This window comes from Hanstruepera sp. CR43 (assembly GCF_055227665.1).
In genome coordinates this window covers 2204515-2222425 of sequence record NZ_CP200078.1, presented here as the reverse complement: position 1 = coordinate 2222425, position 17911 = coordinate 2204515, and the positions used below count along the sequence as shown (strand labels likewise).

At 36.4% G+C, this 17911-nt stretch carries 20 protein-coding genes; 9 read left to right on the top strand and 11 right to left on the bottom strand.

All coding sequences use genetic code 11. The features are described 5' to 3' along the window. Positions 1–9: 9 nt before the first annotated feature. The gene (locus ACKXGU_RS10115; protein WP_463465203.1) at positions 10–405 is read right to left on the bottom strand and encodes a DUF423 domain-containing protein; all 396 of its coding nucleotides are present in this window, start codon (positions 403–405) and stop codon (positions 10–12) included. 79 nt (positions 406–484) lie between these two features. On the opposite strand from ACKXGU_RS10115, the gene ACKXGU_RS10110 reads away from it, so the two are divergent. Both ACKXGU_RS10110 and ACKXGU_RS10105 read left to right on the top strand, forming a co-directional pair. After that, positions 485–1849: a saccharopine dehydrogenase family protein gene (locus tag ACKXGU_RS10110; RefSeq protein ID WP_463465202.1), complete on the top strand. Its 1365-nt coding sequence runs from the start codon at positions 485–487 to the stop codon at positions 1847–1849. Beyond that, the gene (locus ACKXGU_RS10105) at positions 1850–2320 is read left to right on the top strand and encodes an Lrp/AsnC family transcriptional regulator (protein ID WP_463465201.1); all 471 of its coding nucleotides are present in this window, start codon (positions 1850–1852) and stop codon (positions 2318–2320) included. Between the two features lie 31 nt (positions 2321–2351). On the opposite strand, the gene ACKXGU_RS10100 is transcribed toward ACKXGU_RS10105, so the two are convergent. The 6 genes from ACKXGU_RS10100 to ACKXGU_RS10075 form a co-directional block, all read right to left on the bottom strand. Continuing rightward, entirely contained in the window at positions 2352–3056 is a 705-nt protein-coding gene (locus ACKXGU_RS10100; RefSeq protein WP_463465200.1) for a Bax inhibitor-1/YccA family protein, read from the bottom strand. Between the two features lie 96 nt (positions 3057–3152). Continuing rightward, positions 3153–3848: a zinc metallopeptidase gene (locus ACKXGU_RS10095; RefSeq protein ID WP_463465199.1), complete on the bottom strand. Its 696-nt coding sequence runs from the start codon at positions 3846–3848 to the stop codon at positions 3153–3155. Between the two features lie 79 nt (positions 3849–3927). Then, positions 3928–5028, bottom strand: a complete 1101-nt coding sequence (ald, locus tag ACKXGU_RS10090) for an alanine dehydrogenase (protein ID WP_463465198.1) — start codon at positions 5026–5028, stop codon at positions 3928–3930. Between the two features lie 138 nt (positions 5029–5166). Continuing rightward, positions 5167–5694 (bottom strand): hypothetical protein, encoded by a 528-nt coding sequence (locus ACKXGU_RS10085; RefSeq protein ID WP_463465197.1) that lies wholly within the window; start codon positions 5692–5694, stop codon positions 5167–5169. Positions 5695–5755: 61 nt separating this feature from the next. After that, complete coding sequence (gene leuS / locus ACKXGU_RS10080) at positions 5756–8569, bottom strand: leucine--tRNA ligase (RefSeq protein WP_463465196.1); 2814 nt, start codon at positions 8567–8569, stop codon at positions 5756–5758. Positions 8570–8638: 69 nt separating this feature from the next. After that, positions 8639–9508, bottom strand: coding sequence for a UbiA family prenyltransferase (locus ACKXGU_RS10075; protein ID WP_463465195.1), 870 nt, complete (start codon positions 9506–9508; stop codon positions 8639–8641). A gap of 188 nt (positions 9509–9696) precedes the next feature. On the opposite strand from ACKXGU_RS10075, the gene ACKXGU_RS10070 reads away from it, so the two are divergent. From ACKXGU_RS10070 to ACKXGU_RS10045, 6 genes are all read left to right on the top strand, one after another. After that, positions 9697–10575: a cell division protein FtsX gene (locus ACKXGU_RS10070; RefSeq protein ID WP_463465194.1), complete on the top strand. Its 879-nt coding sequence runs from the start codon at positions 9697–9699 to the stop codon at positions 10573–10575. A gap of 117 nt (positions 10576–10692) precedes the next feature. Beyond that, positions 10693–11220: a hypothetical protein gene (locus ACKXGU_RS10065; RefSeq protein WP_463465193.1), complete on the top strand. Its 528-nt coding sequence runs from the start codon at positions 10693–10695 to the stop codon at positions 11218–11220. Between the two features lie 412 nt (positions 11221–11632). Continuing rightward, positions 11633–11887: a DUF3098 domain-containing protein gene (locus ACKXGU_RS10060; protein ID WP_463465192.1), complete on the top strand. Its 255-nt coding sequence runs from the start codon at positions 11633–11635 to the stop codon at positions 11885–11887. 54 nt (positions 11888–11941) lie between these two features. Next, positions 11942–12736: an undecaprenyl-diphosphate phosphatase gene (locus tag ACKXGU_RS10055; RefSeq protein WP_463465191.1), complete on the top strand. Its 795-nt coding sequence runs from the start codon at positions 11942–11944 to the stop codon at positions 12734–12736. A 4-nt stretch (positions 12737–12740) separates the two neighbouring features. Further along, complete coding sequence (gene truB, locus ACKXGU_RS10050) at positions 12741–13436, top strand: tRNA pseudouridine(55) synthase TruB (RefSeq protein WP_463465190.1); 696 nt, start codon at positions 12741–12743, stop codon at positions 13434–13436. Between the two features lie 81 nt (positions 13437–13517). Beyond that, entirely contained in the window at positions 13518–14207 is a 690-nt protein-coding gene (locus tag ACKXGU_RS10045) for an energy transducer TonB family protein (RefSeq protein ID WP_463465189.1), read from the top strand. Here ACKXGU_RS10045 and ACKXGU_RS10040 read toward each other — a convergent pair. Further along, the gene (locus tag ACKXGU_RS10040; protein WP_463465188.1) at positions 14204–14824 is read right to left on the bottom strand and encodes a thioredoxin family protein; all 621 of its coding nucleotides are present in this window, start codon (positions 14822–14824) and stop codon (positions 14204–14206) included. The genes ACKXGU_RS10045 and ACKXGU_RS10040 overlap by 4 nt on opposite strands. A gap of 338 nt (positions 14825–15162) precedes the next feature. Between ACKXGU_RS10040 and ACKXGU_RS10035 the strand changes: the two genes are divergently transcribed. Beyond that, complete coding sequence (locus ACKXGU_RS10035; RefSeq protein ID WP_463465187.1) at positions 15163–15726, top strand: DNA-3-methyladenine glycosylase I; 564 nt, start codon at positions 15163–15165, stop codon at positions 15724–15726. Here the strand turns inward: ACKXGU_RS10035 and aat are convergent, their stop codons facing one another. The 3 genes from aat to ACKXGU_RS10020 all read right to left on the bottom strand — a co-directional run bounded on the left by aat (position 15727) and on the right by ACKXGU_RS10020 (position 17878). Continuing rightward, the gene (gene aat / locus ACKXGU_RS10030) at positions 15727–16350 is read right to left on the bottom strand and encodes a leucyl/phenylalanyl-tRNA--protein transferase (protein ID WP_463465186.1); all 624 of its coding nucleotides are present in this window, start codon (positions 16348–16350) and stop codon (positions 15727–15729) included. Between the two features lie 259 nt (positions 16351–16609). After that, positions 16610–16987: a DUF3127 domain-containing protein gene (locus tag ACKXGU_RS10025; RefSeq protein ID WP_463465185.1), complete on the bottom strand. Its 378-nt coding sequence runs from the start codon at positions 16985–16987 to the stop codon at positions 16610–16612. 21 nt (positions 16988–17008) lie between these two features. After that, a complete protein-coding gene (locus ACKXGU_RS10020; RefSeq protein ID WP_463465184.1) occupies positions 17009–17878 on the bottom strand; it encodes a flavin reductase family protein in 870 nt (289 codons plus the stop codon). Positions 17879–17911: the final 33 nt, after the last annotated feature.

The window sequence follows — 17911 nt, the reverse complement described above, 5'->3', positions numbered from 1 at the left end:
CCGATTATTTCACAAAATATCAGCCTTGTTTTTCAAAAACTTTATTAACAATAAAACCCACGCTAAAATAAGTAACAAACCGCCTATAGGTGTTATAAAGCCTATACTTGTAAAGTCAAATGAGGTCAATGAATTGGTCGCTAAACCATAAATAGAACCTGAAAACAACAATACTCCTAAAAGCACAAGATAGAAAACGATTTTCTTGGTTTTCATATCAACTATTTGGGTGCTTCCAATGATTAAAAGTAACAAAGCATGGTACATTTGATAGCGCACACCAGTCTCAAATACTTGCAGAGATTCCGCCAATAAGGATTCTTTAAGTCCGTGAGCTCCAAAAGCCCCTAAAATGACACTTAATCCACCAAAAAATGCTCCGAGAATCAATACTTCTTTGTTCATAGAATTTTATAAATTGGGTTTTTATAACAGTTACTATTTACTACTTTCGTGTACACAAAAATACTGAACAAATTTCATTATGCGAAAGATATTAGTCATTGGTGCAGGCAAATCGGCATCTTACCTTATAAAATATTTACTAGACAAATCGGAGTCTGAAAACTTGATTGTCATTGTAGGCGATGTCAATTTTTCCCATGCCAAAAAATTGATAAACGACCATGACAATGCCCAAGCTATTATGCTAGATATTCATGATAAACATTCAAGACAAAGTGCCATTCAAAATTGTGATATTGTAGTATCCATGCTACCGGCTAGGTTTCACATTGAGGTTGCCAAAGACTGTATTGCTTTTAATAAGAATATGGTGACGGCATCCTACATCAGTGATGAGATGCATAAATTAGATAAAGCCGCTCGGGATAAAGGTCTTATTTTTATGAATGAAATTGGTGTGGATCCTGGAATTGACCATATGAGTGCCATGCAGGTAATTGACCGTATTCGAAACAAAGGCGGAAAAGTCATTCTTTTTGAGTCCTTTACAGGTGGGTTGGTCGCTCCGGAAAGCGACAATAACCTTTGGCATTATAAGTTTACTTGGAACCCAAGGAATGTTGTTGTAGCAGGCCAAGGTGGGGCTGCCAAGTTTTTACAGGAAGGTACTTATAAGTATATTCCTTACAACCGTTTGTTTAGACGCACCGAATTTTTAGATGTTGAAGGATATGGCCGTTTTGAGGCTTATGCCAATAGAGATTCTCTGAAGTACCAATCAGCTTATGGACTGGATGATGCCAGAACATTATATCGAGGCACCATGCGTCGTGTGGGCTTCAGTCGCGCCTGGAATATGTTTGTTCAACTAGGTATGACCGATGATGAATATACTATTGATGATAGCGAGAACATGTCATATAGAGATTTTGTAAATGCCTTTTTGCCTTACAGCCCGACAGATTCTGTTGAACTAAAGTTTAGGCATGCCTTAAAAATTGATCAAGATGATATTGTTTGGGATAAATTAATTGAATTGGATATTTTCAATAATAAAAAAATGGTTGGTCTTAAAAAAGCCACTCCAGCCCAAATCCTGCAAAAAATATTAATGGACAGCTGGACGCTTGCAGACGATGAAAAAGATATGATTGTTATGTATCATAAATTTGGTTATGAACTGGAAGGCAAAAAACATCAAATAGATTCTACCATGGTTACCCTGGGCGAAGATCAAACCTACACAGCCATGGCTAAAACAGTTGGTTTGCCCGTAGCCATAGCTACTTTAGCGATTTTAAATGAAAAGATAACAACGCCAGGTGTTCAGATGCCTATTATTAAAGAAGTCTATGAACCTATTCTAAAAGAATTGGAAACCTACGACATTACTTTCAAAGAAATCGAAGTCCCGTATCTTGGCTACAACCCCTTAAATATCTAGATGAAGGTCATTAATCAAAATATTGAAATTGATGGCATAGATAAAACCATTCTACGCGCATTAATGCGTGATGCCCGAACACCTATTCTGGCCATTGCAAAAGAAGTGGGGATATCTGGCGCAGCTATTCATCAACGGTTGCGAAAACTGGAAGCATCAGGAATTATTTCAGGTTCTAAATTTGTGATTAATCCAAAAGTTTTGGGTTATACCACCATGGCGTTCATTGGCATTTATTTAGATAAGGCCATGAGTAATCCAGATGCCGTGAAACAACTTAAAAAAATACCTGAAGTTTTAGAGTGCCATTATACCACTGGAAATTGGAGCATCTTTATCAAAATACTTTGCAAGGATAATGAGCATCTCATGCAGTTGCTCAATAAAAACATTCAATCTATTCCGGGTGTTTCAAGAACCGAAACCTTTATCTCTCTAGCCCAACAGATAGATCGGCAAATAGAACTATAAAAAAAGCTCCTGAATTCAGGAGCTTTTCTTTTTAATCTCTCGATAAAAATATGGATAGTACATACCAAAATAATAACATCAAGGATGCAAATAATCCCAATGAAGCTGGAATGTAATCCTCGGTTGAATATTTATTCACCAAGTTGGATGTTTGATATAGAATGGAGCCTCCAGCCAATAAACACATCCCAACAGAAAACCACAGGCCTAAATTAAACCCAAAAAGGGTGCCTGCTATAATTAGTCCGATGGCAATAAAAAACCCAATAGTCAACCCTGTTTTAATGAATGAAAAATCCTTTTTTGTTACAAATACCACAGCAGATAAGCCCGTAAATAAAGCCAAGGTGACAATAGCTGCCTGATTTAAAATTTCAGGCCCAGAATCCATGTAAAATGCAGCAATGTAAATAAGAGGCACAAAAATTAAGGCCTCGGCAAAAATGTATAAGCTATATGCTAAATATTGGGTATTCTTATTAGTGGTTTTCATAGTCATGCTTTCAGCATAATTAGTGACTAACATAAAACCGCCCAACATGATCAACCATCGGTATCCTTCTGTCATTGAGAACATGAATTCAACAATAGTTTCACTTTGTAATAATAAATATTCAAAAAGAACAAAAATTAATACACCTCCGGCTACATGCGCATAGGTTTTCTTGTAAAATGCCACGCGTTCAGCATCTGAAACTTCACTTAATAATAATGGTTCTTGAACTTGATTTTCCATAAATTTAATTGTGTTAGTTAGTATTCATTCTTGAAATTTAAGCAAAAAAAAGTCGGTTTGTATGAATCCGACTTAAATAATAACTTATTTTTTAATTTAGTCTCTTCCTCCAAAAATTTGAAGCGCCCAATATAACAACGATGCCAAAGCACCGACAGCAGCCACCAAATAGGTGCGAGCTGCCCACTTCAACGCATCTTCAGCTCCTGAATATTCTTCTTGGGACAGCATATTTTTATTTTTTAACCAAGCCAAGGCACGATTACTGGCATCGTATTCCACTGGCAATGTGATAAAGCTGAATAGGGTTGCAAAGCCCATAAAAACCAGACCAGCAACAGCAATCCAAAAGCCCATACCCATTCCTGCAGCAGCACCCAATATCAATCCACCAATCACCAACCATTGTGACATACCTGATGTTACTGAAACGACAGGAACCAAAGCCGAACGCATTTGTAAAGCACTATAGGCTTGTGCATGCTGTACCGCATGACCACACTCATGAGCAGCCACTGCCGCTGCAGCAGCATTACGCTGGCTGTAAACTGCTTCGCTTAAGTTTACTGTTTTGTTTTTTGGATTGTAATGATCTGTCAGTTGACCCGGAGTAGAAATGACTTCAACATCATAGATGCCATTATCTGACAGCATTTTTTCAGCAATCTCTTTACCGCTCATCCCATTACGCAAATGAACCTGTGAGTATTTTTTAAATTTTTGCTTTAATTGATTGCTAACCAACCAACTTACTAAAGCAATACCACCAATCAATATATAATATCCGATCATTGTTTTCTATTTTAAACTGTAAATTTAGTAGTAATATAGCAAATAATGAGCCAAATATTCGTTAAGAAACTTTGTCAGGTTATGTCATCTGACAATCCCAGCCAAAGGCTTCTGCTATGCCTTTGTAAACGATATGCCCTTCGACAACATTTAGTCCTTTTTTTAGAGATGCATCTGCATTACAAGCTGCTTCCCAACCCATATTAGCCAGTTTTAAAACATAGGGCAGTGTCACATTAGTTAATGCCAATGTGGATGTATAAGGAACAGCCCCAGGCATATTGGCCACACAATAATGAACAATATCATCAATGATATAGGTGGGATCTTCGTGGGTCGTTGCTTTTGTGGTTTCCATGCAACCGCCTTGATCTACAGCAACATCAACCAATACCGTTCCGGGTCGCATGTCCTTGAGCATTTCTCTGGTAATAAGTTTAGGAGCCTTCCCACCTTTGATTAAGACACCTCCTATTATTAAATCATGCGTTTTTATATGCCTTTTTATGTTGTACACGCTTGAAAATTCGGTAACCACGTGGCTGGGCATGACATCATTCACATAGCGTAAACGTTTCATATTTATGTCCATAATAGTAACATGAGCACCTAATCCTGCTGCCATTTTCGCGGCTTGAATACCCACAACACCAGCGCCCAACACCAATACTTTTCCGGGGGAAACACCTGGGACACCTCCCAATAATACACCACGACCCTTGATGGGTTTTTCAAGATATTTAGCGCCTTGTTGAATAGCCATTCTACCTGCAACTTCAGACATGGGAGTCAATAATGGCAAGGAACCATCTTCATCCTCAACGGTTTCATAAGCAATACAAATGGCCTGACTTTTAAGCATTGCTAGAGTTAGCGCTTCACTAGAAGCAAAATGAAAGTAAGTGAATACAATTTGGTTGGGTTTTATGTATGCATACTCCACCTCAATAGGTTCCTTGACTTTGACAATCATATCACTCTTTAAATAGACATCTTGGATATTATCGACAATTACGGCTCCAACTTCCTCATAATCTGAATCAAAAAATCCACTGCCTTCGCCTGCAGTGGATTGAATATAAACCGTATGGTTGTTGCTGGTTAATTCCATAACACCGGCAGGTGTCATACCCACACGACTTTCATTGTTTTTAATTTCCTTTGGGACTCCAATTTTCATCTTTGATTGGCTTTAAAAGATTTATAATTGGAATTAAAAATAAAAGGTTTTTATTTAAAATATAACCCTGAAAATCAGGTTTTTGAAATTTTTATGGAATCGTCAAAATCCCATTTAAAAATTATGGAATTAACAAATCTAGTTTTGTTTTTTGAGATTTGCTTTTTGCAAAACTGAAATGGGATATGAAATCACTTCGGTAGCATCTTCACCTACTGTTCCTGATTTGGTTTGCTGGGCTTTACTGGCAAAGGTGATTTCAAAATCCATACTGTCTTTATAAAAACGCTCGGTAGTTGTCAAGATGTTCCCTTGTACTTCAAACATGGAGAAAATAGTGTTATCTATTAGCTTGGCGTCGATAAGAATACCGTTATTTTCATCAACAATGTATTCACCTTTAGCCACATCTTTTTCCAATAAATTATAATGACGTTCCTGACGATTGCCATCCATAATATACACCAACATGTATTGAAATTTCCCGATAGAATCAGTCGGGTTTAAATGAAACTCCATTTGAATGGTTTGCTTCCCTCTGGCATTGGTTATATGCAAATCCCCTTTGTAAATACCATAAAAATCTTGAGGGAATTGTAGTAATTCGGTTTGAGCTGACAAGCTGAAACAAGCTAGAGTCAATAGAATTATGAGTATTTTTTTCATGCTTAATTCTAAATTTAATCCTTTTAGCCAAGAGATTCCTGCCTTCGCAGGAATGACAGTACTATCCGACAATGTTTACAATTTTACCAGGAACCACAATTACTTTTTTAGGTGTTCTACCTTGCAATTGCTCCTGTGTTTTATCGTGTGCCAATACGGTTTTTTCAATATCCTCTTTGCTCATATCCAAGGGTAACTCCAACGTAAAACGCATTTTACCGTTAAAGGAAATCGGGTAGTTCTTACTGCTTTCTACCAGATGCTTCTCCTCAAATTTAGGGAATGGCGCAGTTGAAATAGACTCATTATGCCCTAACTGACTCCATAATTCCTCAGCGATGTGAGGTGCATACGGTGAAATCAACACAATCAATGGCTCCAAAATATCACGACTGGTACATTTTTGAGCGGTTAACTCATTAACGGCAATCATAAAAGTAGATACCGACGTGTTAAACGAGAAATTCTCAATATCTTCTTCTACTTTTTTAATGGTTTTATGTAAGGTCTTTAAATTGTCCTTTGTTGGCTCAGCATCAGTTACATTTAAACCGTTTTCATCAACATATAATTTCCAAAGCTTTTTAAGGAATCCATGCACCCCTGTAATACCAGCAGTATTCCATGGTTTGTACTGCTCCAAAGGCCCTAAAAACATTTCATACAGACGCAAACTGTCGGCACCATAGTCTTCACAAATACTATCAGGGTTAACAACGTTAAACCAACGCTTCGACATTTTCTCAACTTCTCTACCAACAATATATTTATTGTCCTCAAGAATAAATTCAGCATCTTTAAATTGAGGCTGCCAATTTTTCAATTGATTAATGTTTATTTCGTCAGAAGAATTAACCAGGCTAACATCAACCCTTAACTCCTCGACTTCATAATCATCTTTCAACCCTTTAGAAACATATATATTTTCACCAGATATACGATAAACTATGGCACTCGTTCCCAAAATCATCCCTTGGTTAATGAGTTTTTTAGCAAACTCATCCACTGGCACCAAGCCTAAATCATACATGAATTTTTGCCAAAAACGCGCGTATAGCAGGTGTCCTGTAGCGTGCTCGCTACCACCAATATATAAGTCTACTTCCTGCCAATAATTCACCGCTTCCTGTGAAAAGATTTCGGTGTCATTATGCGGGTCCATGTAGCGGTTGAAGTATTGGCTACTGCCTGCCCAACCTGGCATGGTATTTAACTCTAGTGGGAAAACTGTATTGTGGTCTATCTTACTATTATCAACCACTTGATTAGCTACTATATCCCAAGCCCAAGTGGAGGCGTTACCCAAAGGTGGTTCGCCCGTTTCCGTAGGTAAGTACTTCTCTACTTCTGGCAAGTTAATGGGTAAATGCTTGGCATCAATCATTTGCGGCATGCCATTAACATAATACACTGGGAAAGGCTCTCCCCAATAACGTTGGCGCGAAAATACGGCATCACGCAAACGGTAATTGGTTTTTCCTTCACCTTGACCCAATTGCTCCAATTCAAAAATAGCCCGTTTAGTCGCTTTTTTGTAGTTCAAACCATTAAGGAAATCACTGTTAGCAATAACCGTGTTTTCCTTATCGGCAAAGGCTTCTTCAGAAATGTCAACACCGTCAAAAATATTAGGTATTGGAATATTGAAATGCTTGGCAAAATCGTAATCGCGTTGGTCACCACATGGCACAGCCATGACAGCTCCTGTTCCATAACTAGCCAAAACATAATCGCCAATCCATATTGGAATGTGTTCATTAGTAAAGGGATGCTCGGCATAAGCACCGGTAAACACCCCTGAAATGGTTTTAACATCGGCCATTCTATCGCGTTCGCTACGTTTAGCCGTTGCTTCAATGTAGGCATCTACTTCTGCCTTTTGTTCGTCCGTCGTGATTTTCGCGACTAATTCGTGCTCTGGTGCCAAAGTCATAAAACTGACTCCAAAAATAGTATCAGGTCGGGTGGTAAAAACGTCAATAACAGCATCATGATTATTAACCTTGAAAGTGACAGAGGCTCCAACGGATTTACCAATCCAATTGCGTTGACTCTCCTTTAGAGAATCTGTCCAATCAATAGTTTCCAGCCCTTGTAATAAGCGTTCAGCATAAGCCGAAATACGCATAGACCATTGGGTCATTTTCTTTCTAACCACAGGATGTCCGCCACGTTCTGAAACGCCATTAACGATCTCATCGTTTGCTAAAACAGTTCCTAAAGCAGGACACCAATTCACCTCGGTCTCTGCTAAATAGGTTAATCGGTATTGCAATAAAATTTCTTGTTGTTTTTCAGAAGACAAACCATTCCATTCTTCCGCAGTAAAATCAACTACACCATCATCACAAGCCGCATTCACTTTAAAATTTCCTTCTTTTTCGAAAACAGAAATTAGCGTGTCAATGTTTTCGGCTTTATCACTATCGTAATTATACCAGGAATTGAACAGTTGAATAAAAATCCACTGGGTCCACTTGTAATAACTCGGGTCACTGGTACGAATTTTCCGAGACCAATCGAATGAAAAGCCAATTTGATCTAACTGTCTGCGATAGGTTTTAATGTTTTCTTCGGTGGTAATCGCAGGATGCTGACCTGTTTGAATGGCATATTGTTCAGCGGGTAATCCAAAGCTATCATATCCTTGTGGATGCAAAACGTTAAACCCTTTGTGGCGTTTATAACGTGCATAAATATCGGAAGCAATATATCCTAACGGATGACCCACATGCAGTCCAGCACCACTGGGATATGGGAACATATCCAATACATAATATTTTGGTTTGTCTGAATGGTTGGCCGCTTTAAAGGTTTGGTTGTCTGCCCAATACTTTTGCCATTTGGCTTCGATCTCGTTGAAATTGTATTTCATCGTCCTGTTTTTCCGCTTATAAAAGCGCAAATTTACGGTTTATTATAAGATTGTAAAAGGGAAGTACAATCAAAAAACAGGGTCCAACAATTTTCCTGAATACAGGATCCAAATCATTGATAAAATGGCAGATACATTCATAGCTAATCCAAATAGTTTCATTTGATCAACCGAGTAAGGTTTTGACTTAAAGAAAAAAAAGTTATCCAAAATGAGCCATCCAGAAAAAGTCAATAAAAATCCTGCCAAGATGTAGTCTTGAAACCAAAATGATAAAATATAAACTTCAACCAATAGAATAAGCAGCATTAGGAATTTGGTATTCCTTCTTCCGATTATCGTGGCTGTTGTTTTCTTTCCCGAATTTAAATCGGGTTCTATATCCATAATTTCACCGGCAATATGCGCCTGAAATGCAAATAGCGATAAATACAAAATTGTTTGCCATGGTAATATATTCAAGTCATTTAACTGAATACTAAAAAATGCAGTAAACACATATCCTATTTGAATAGCAATTTCAAAAGGCGGACGCTCTTTAAATCTGAATGGTTTAAAATTATACAACCCATTAATAACAATCATAAACATGAGCAAACCAAACATTTTCCAACCGCCTATTATTGAAAAATAAATGATGAAAGGACTTATTATAATTGCAATTTTAAGCAAGATAGATTCCAGTTGTTCGGGTGAAGATTTTGCCCCAAATAGAAAGTTTCCTTTTCTGTCGTTAAGTTTATCAGCATAAACATCATTTAAGTCATTAAATCCATAAACTAAATAGTTAAGTGGAAATGTGACAAAAATGAATCCCAACCAAAAATTGAACTCTAACCAAAAGTAATCTTCAATTCGAAATGGCACTAAATAAATCCAAATAGTTGGAAACCAAAGTCCTGGTCTTGAAATTTTTAAATCGTGAAGCGTAAAGGTCAAATTCAGATTTCTTTTAACATCAAATTTACGCTTATTATAACAATGTTGAAAGTTTAAACGTTTAAAGATAAACCAATGGGTTCCTACTTTCGTGGGAATGACAATTTTTTAATGGTTTCAAAAGACTATGGTCTTTTGATATTAGTATGAAATAGTTTTATATTTTTACATCACTAACAAACATTTCTATGAGCTCATCATTTGACAGGTATCAAAAACGCCGCTTAATTTCATCCTATTTTTCAGTTGTTTTGAGTATTGGTCTCGTATTATTCCTATTGGGTTTATTGGGGATGCTGGTGATTAATGCCAAAAAGGTTTCAGATCATTTTAAAGAACAGGTTGTGGTAACCATTTACTTGAAAGATTCTGCCAAAGATGTTGAGATTAAACAATTGGAAAAGAGTTTGGCCCTTTCAGAATATGTTAAATCCACGGAATTTGTTTCTAAAGAACAAGCTGCGGAATCTATGAAAGCTGAAAACGGTGAGGATTTTATGGAGTTTTTGGGGTATAATCCATTACAAAATTCTATTGATGTGCATGTCAAAGCCGATTATGTGAATGAAACACAATTGCAGGCCATTTCTGAAGAAGCATTGACCAAAAGCTTTGTAGATGAAGTGCGGTATGATAATGATTTGGTCACTTTAATGAATAATAACGTTAAGAGAATCAGCTTTTGGATTTTGGTCATTAGTGCCTTATTTACGGTTATTGCGGTGTTGCTTATTAATAGTTCCATCAGGCTGTCTGTATATTCCAAACGTTTCACTATCAAAACCATGCAAATGGTTGGTGCTACCAAGCAATTTATACGTAGACCCTTTGTTTGGAAAAGTGTTCGCTTGGGAGTTATCGGCGCAATCTTAGCCATGATAGGCATGGCTATTGTGTTCTATTACGTCAACAAAACATTCCCTGAACTCAACTTATTGAACAATACGGTGCTAATTGCTGGATTGTTTGCGGGTATTTTTATGTTGGGTATTGTAATTACCTGGATTAGTACGTTTATTGCCACACAACGGTTTTTGAATTTAAAGACGGATCAGTTGTATTATTAGTGATTAGTGATTAGTGATTAGTGATTAGTGATTAGTGATTAGTGATTAGTGATTAGTGATTAGTGATTAGTGATTAGTGATTAGTGATTAGTGATTAGTGATTAGTGATTGAATATTATGAAAAAAATAATTGGCGAGCACAATTTAGATCTTATTCAAAAAATTCACTTATCTATTATTTTATTGGTGACACTTTTTCTTTTTTACCTAGCTGAAAGCGAAAGCTATTCTTTAATAGAAAAACCATTTCCTATAGTTTCAATTTATTTAGGAATTTTTACACTTTTAATGTCAGCAATTATCTTCTCAAGGTCAGGGTTATTAGTTAAAGAATATAAACTCTTTAAAGGGTACTTCGTTTTAGGGTTTTTAATTTATAAGCAAAGTATTGATTTAAAAAATAAAACTACAGTTTCATTGTTAAAATTGAAAAGAGCTCATGGCATGCCAGCACCTGGGATTGTATTTCCTCAAAACACTCATAGTTTCTATAAGTTTTACATATACCTTCTCAATAAATCTCATACTGAAAAAACTGAAGTGATCGGATTCAAAAAACAGGAAAATGCTAAAAAGATAGTCGCTTTTCTATCTGAAAACCTAAATTTGAAGTATGAAGTATATAGTCCTGACTTTAATTCTTAGTTAATAATAATTATTGGTACTCTTCGTTAAAAGATATATAACCAACGTTTTCTTCAAATGAAAAAATACGTTCTATTCATTTTTATTTCGATAATACTTTTGGGAGTCATTTTTTTTGGGATCAAATCTCTAATAATTCAAGATCCGCAACCTGAAAGCTGTGTAGTCGAAACAGAAACCATTATTAAGATTAGTGAAGGGACGTCCTACGATATTGTATTTAGTGACAGCCATGGTGACCGCTATTATATTAACCGTGGATTGGAGCGCGGATTAAATTTAGATTCTCTTAACGCAAAAGTTTTAAATAAAAGGGTTACTTTGCACTTACCTAAATTGTGGTTAGGGACATCCGAACACATTGCGCAATTGGCAATTGGTGACGATATTATTTCACAGAATTTAATTGATTATGGGCGAACAAAAACGAAAAGAAGCAGCAAAAGCAGAATTTATATTTGGGAAAAAGAATTATAAATTCATGCTGATTGGTTTGGCTTTCATAGCATTGGGCTTTATTTTAATGTCTGGTGGTGGTAGTGACGACCCTAATGTGTTTAATCCCGATATTTTTAGCTGGCGTCGCATTCGTTTGGCTCCTGCTTTAGTGCTCATTGGTTTCGGGATTGAGGTTTATGCCATTTTACTGAATCCTGATAAAAAATAACACTTATTTACTTCATTGGTCACTTTGATAAGTGCATTTTGATATTTTTGCCCTATGGATATTTCAGATTCAATTATTTTAGGTGTTATTCAAGGACTTACTGAATTTCTACCAGTGTCATCAAGTGGTCATTTAGAATTGGGAAAGTCTATTTTAGGTGATGCATCCATCCCTAAAGAAAGTCTCTTATTCACTGTGGTTCTTCATTTTGCTACGGCCTTAAGCACTATGGTTGTTTTTAGAAAGGATATCTGGTTGTTGTTAAAAGGCATCTTGAAATTTCAATGGAATGAAGACCTACAATTTGCCGCCAAAATTGCACTTTCCATGATACCTGCCGTCATTGTCGGATTATTTTTTGAAGAGCAATTGGAAAGCCTATTTGGAGGGAATATTTTGTTGGTTGGATTCATGTTGCTCGTAACGGCTATTTTATTGCTACTGGCGGACAAAGCCAAGGATACCTTTAAAAAAGTGAGTTTTGGCAATGCCTTTGTTATTGGGATTTCTCAAGCCATTGCTATGCTACCAGGTATTTCCCGTTCGGGTGCCACCATTTCAACGTCTGTATTGCTTGGTAATGATAAATCGCGGGCAGCACGTTTTTCATTTTTAATGGTTATTCCATTGATATTTGGCAAAATTGCGAAGGATATTTTAAGTGGCGAACTGACCTATGAAAGTTCCAATTTTACATCATTAAGTGTCGGTTTTATAGCCGCTTTTGTCGCTGGTTTATTTGCTTGTACATGGATGATAGCCCTTGTTAAGAAAAGTAAACTCTCCTATTTTGCCGCTTATTGTATCATTGTTGGTCTGGCAGCTATAATATATGCCTGGATAAATTAACGATATGAAAACTGCGGAAGATTTTCTTAATGGCGAAGTACTATTAATTGACAAACCCTTGAATTGGACATCGTTTCAGGTTGTCAATAAGTTGCGATGGGAAATACGACATGCGTTTAACATCAAAAAAATAAAGGTTGGTCACGCGGGTACTTTAGACCCTTTAGCTACCGGTCTTCTGGTTATTTGTACGGGAAAAATGACCAAACAAATCAATACCTTTCAAGGTCAGGACAAGGAATATACAGGAACCTTTGTCATTGGGAGCACCACGCCTTCCTATGATTTAGAAACGGAAATCGATCATACTTTTCCAACGGACCATATTACCGATGAACTGATTCATAAAACCACCCAACAATTTATTGGTGATATTGAACAATATCCACCCGTTTTTTCAGCTATAAAAAAGGATGGTAAACGCCTATATGAATTTGCACGTGCTGGTGAAGACGTTGAGATACAATCACGAACAGTTACCATTTCCGAATTTGAAATTACCAAGATTGATGGCAATAATCTTGATTTCAGAGTGGTTTGTAGTAAAGGCACGTATATTCGATCTTTAGCTCACGATTTTGGCAAAGCACTGAATTCAGGTGCTCATTTATCTGTTTTAAGACGCACCAAAATAGGATCCTTTGATGTTGCGAATGCCCTTTCTCCAGAGGCCTTTATAAAAAGCTTAACGACCAAATAAGGCTTTTTTCCGTATATTAGATTGAAACATGCTTGATTAGCCTAATTAAAATCTTTGAATTTAACCGATAAACATAAAGCTATGTTGATAACGGCCCTTATTTCGGGAACGATGGTTATGGGTATGTTTACGTTTCATCTAAAACAACAGGAAGACCTTATTACAGAAAGCTATTATTTAGTTGAACCAAAGACTGAAGAAGAACTTCAAGAAGAAGCATTAGCAAAAGAAGCCGCTGAAAAACAGGTAGCAGAAACCAATAAAGCCTATAACGAAACTGAAAATTATAAACGGTTTGCGCAAGCTTATCAACCTATTGCACCTCCAAAAGATTATGAATATACACCATCTGAAAATCAGGGAGAAGATCATAACGGTCCAAATGAAACCACTTCACAACCAGAAATTGATGATGACGTGCTCTCATCATTTGATAACGTAAATTCGGTTTTAAAAAAACAGCAAAGTAATTTAAGTCAGCAATCTGTAAACAAAAACAGCACATCACATTACTCACTGTTAAACAGAACCCTTACGTTTTTACCAACGCCTATTTACCTATGTGAAACAGGTGGAAAAGTGGTGGTCAACATTACCGTAAATGCTTTAGGGAAGGTCACCAATGCTTCAATTAACGAAGCTGCGTCTACAAATAATGTCTGCCTACACGATCATGCTATTGATTACGCCAAAGATGCCCGATTTAGTGCTGATGCTTCAAAAAAATCGCAATTAGGATCCATTACGTTTTACTTTGAAGGGAAAAATTAAACTCCCAACAGTTGCAATAAATCCTCAATGGCAGTCTGGCCTTTATCAGCATTGTACCATCGTTGTAAATCTTCTTTAAATTCTGGAGTTAGAGTGCCATGTTCAGCCTTGTAATCATTAACCATTTTTGTGGCTTCACTGGGTCTAGGCCCATAAGTTCCTAAAATATCTTTAGTCTCATTATCCATCATTATTAGCTTTGGGATAGCCCTGCCGCCATTGGTTAAAAACCGATTCATGAGCTCGTCATGGTCATCTCGTAAGACTAATTTTAAATCAATATTCTGATTGAGTTCTGCAATTTTGTTAAAAACCGGAATAACATGTGCCGCATCACCACACCAGCTTTCGGTAACAACCAACCAGGTGACTTGTTTATCAAATCCTTCTAAACGCGTTTTAGACTCTTCAGTAGCTTTTACCGTTTTATCCCAGCGTTTCATACGGCGATCATTCAGCATTGTATAATTAACCATAGCTTCTGATTTGTCATTCCCTGTTGTCGATTTATTGTCAACCATATTTTTGACTAATTCCTTATAGTCCTTATAGTTTATTGCTGTTTTTAAACTGCTGCCTATAATCGTTTGAATGTCGCTATCGTGGGTGATTTCCATATAATTATTTTAAACAAAAATACATTTATTGTACTGCCATTTGCGTGACAGTTGTTACATTAGTAGAAAGAATCTTTAAACCTTACAAAATATGACTTGGCTGAAAATTATTAAAAGTCTAAAGAACTTTTTCATCATTTTATTTTTCTTTTTATACATAGGAAAAAGATTTCACTTATATGAAAATTATTATTTAAGCGACTCATTGCCTTTATATGATTTTTCAAAGTTTTGTGTCTTGATTTTTATCTTATTATATACAATAGAATTACGTATTGAATTGAAACAGAAAAATGAAAGAATTATAGAACTAGAAGCACAATTAAATCATTAAAAAAATGGAAAAACACAGATGTGGCTGGTGTGTCGGGGATGCACTTTATGAAGCCTATCACGATCAGGAATGGGGCGTTCCAGTTTATAATGATGAGACCTTATTTGAGTTTTTGATTCTTGAAACTTTCCAGGCTGGATTGAGCTGGATTACGATTTTAAGAAAGCGCGAAAACTTTAGAAAGGCGTTTGATAATTTTGACTACCAAAAAATAGCCTCTTACCAACAACCTAAAATCGATAGCTTATTGCAAGATGCAGGAATCATTCGCAACAAATTAAAAATCAATGCCACTGTGACCAATGCTCAAGCTTTCATAAAAATTCAGGATGAGTTTGGTTCATTTTCGGAATATATCTGGGGGTTTGTTGACCATAAACCCATAAAAAACAACCTAAAAAACCACAAAAATGCACCTGCAACAACTGCTATTTCCGATGCTTTGAGCAAAGATTTAAAAAAACGTGGTTTTAATTTTGTTGGTAGTACGGTTGTTTATGCGCACATGCAGGCAACAGGCATGGTCAATGACCACGAAGTGGCATGTTTCAGGTATGATGAAGTATAACTACAGATGCTTTAAAAAATCTTCCCTAGAAATATCTTCAGCACCCAGACTCGCTAAATGGTTCGTATAAACTTGGCAGTCAATAAGGCCGTAGCTGGTATTCTGTATAAAAGTTATAAAGCCTACTTTACTGGCATTGGTAACCTTTGAAAACATACTTTCGCCACAAAAAACGCCATTGCCTAAATCAACACCATAAAGACCTCCAACCAATTTACCCTCCAACCATACCTCAACTGATTTAGCAAAACCCATTCGATGTAGTTCCGAATAGGCCTCTATCATGCTAAAAGTAATCCAAGTTCCACCTTGACCATTTCGCTTTATTTTAGAACATTCTGAAATGACTTTTTCAAATTCTTGATTAACTGTTACCTCAAAATCCGAATTTCGAAGTACCTGCTTCATACTTTTTGAAACTTTTAGTTTACTTGGAAACAACACAAAACGCGGGTCGGGAGACCACCACAAAATAGGTTCTTCATCATTAAACCAAGGAAAAATGCCCATTTTATAAGCAAGCAGCAACCGCTCAACCGATAGGTCGCCACCGATAGCCAATAGTCCATTTTCATCGGTTAAACGTGGGTTTGGGAAAGCTATTTCAGTTCCTAAAACATGCATAAGTCATTTAAAATGAATTTATTGAATCCCATGATTACAGTTCTTAAACCTCTATAGTTTTTGAAAATACAACTTTTTTCACCATCTTTACAGTGGCCTTTGTGCAATAAATTTTGTTCATCATTGCTTTTTTTGAGTTTGTTTATAAAGGTCAAATCTAAAACCACAAAACTAAAGCCTTGTTCATTCAAGGCTTTTTTATATAAAAAAATCCCAACTTCAAAAAGTTGGGATTGACATTTTATAAGGCCTTCTATTTTTAAAAAGGAAGATCGTCATGATCGTCTTCATTCAAATCATTTGCTGGCTCAAATGCTTCAACAGGTGGAACAGGAGGCATTTCAGGGTTAGCAGATTCTGATTGTAATGCTTCAATGCGCCATCCTTGAATGGAATTAAAATATTTGGTTTCACCTTGAGGATTCACCCATTCCCTACCACGTAAGTTGATACTGATTTTTATTTGTTGCCCTACTTGAAAATTGTTTAGCAAGTCTGTTTTATCCTGAACAAACTCAATCATGATATGTTGCGGATACTGTTCTTCAGTTGTTACGACCACTTCTCTTTTTCTAAATCCGTTTGCACCGAAAGTTTGTGTGTCTCCAATTAATTTAATTCTCCCTTGTACTTCCATTTTCTATTCTAATTTTCTGTGTTATGATAATAATATTTTCCAGGCACTTTCTACATCACCAAAACTTAAGTAGTTATGTGCCAATTTATGTTTTTCTCTATGTGTAGCTTCTGAAATATTCGGATAGCGTTCACTAACCGATGCCACGAATTCTTGAACTGATTCCTCATTGGGAAGTGATTCAACATTTCCTAACATGCCTAAATCATTTCCAGTTAAAATCATGCTATTTTTGATATACTCCGGAATGCTGTCAACACCAATACCCAATGTTGATAAGGGTTTTGGTATTTCAAAAAAGCCATTTTTAGCGCGGCTATAATAACTACCACCAGCACGTGCCACTAAATCTAAAGTCTCTTGAACAATATGACCATTCTCATCCAATACCTCATCATCAATATGCATTTTAACAACTTCGCATATAACTAAATTGCCTGCACCCCCTTCATGCCCTAAAGAGATGACTTCATTGACTTTACATTCAAACTGAATGGGTGATTCAGCTACACGAAATGGTTTTACCATATCAGATTTTAGCATTTGCAATCCAGCTTTTTCAAATTCATTGATGTTTTCTGGATATTCCGTACTACTCAATGACATTTGGTGTACCATATCAAAATTCACAACATTGATAACCACTTCCTTGGTTTCTAAAACATTTTCCAAAGTGTGTTTCGTGGTATTATCCCTCACGCGTCTTGCAGGTGAAAATATCATGACTGGTGGATTGGCACTGAACACATTAAAGAAACTAAAAGGAGATAAATTTGGGTTACCTTCCTTATCAACTGTACTGGCAAAAGCAATTGGTCTAGGTGCAACAGCACACAACAAATAACTGTGTAATTTGCCTGTTGAAAGCTCTTTGGGTTCGAATGAAGTCATGAATTATTTTTAATTTGCACAAATGTAATTAAT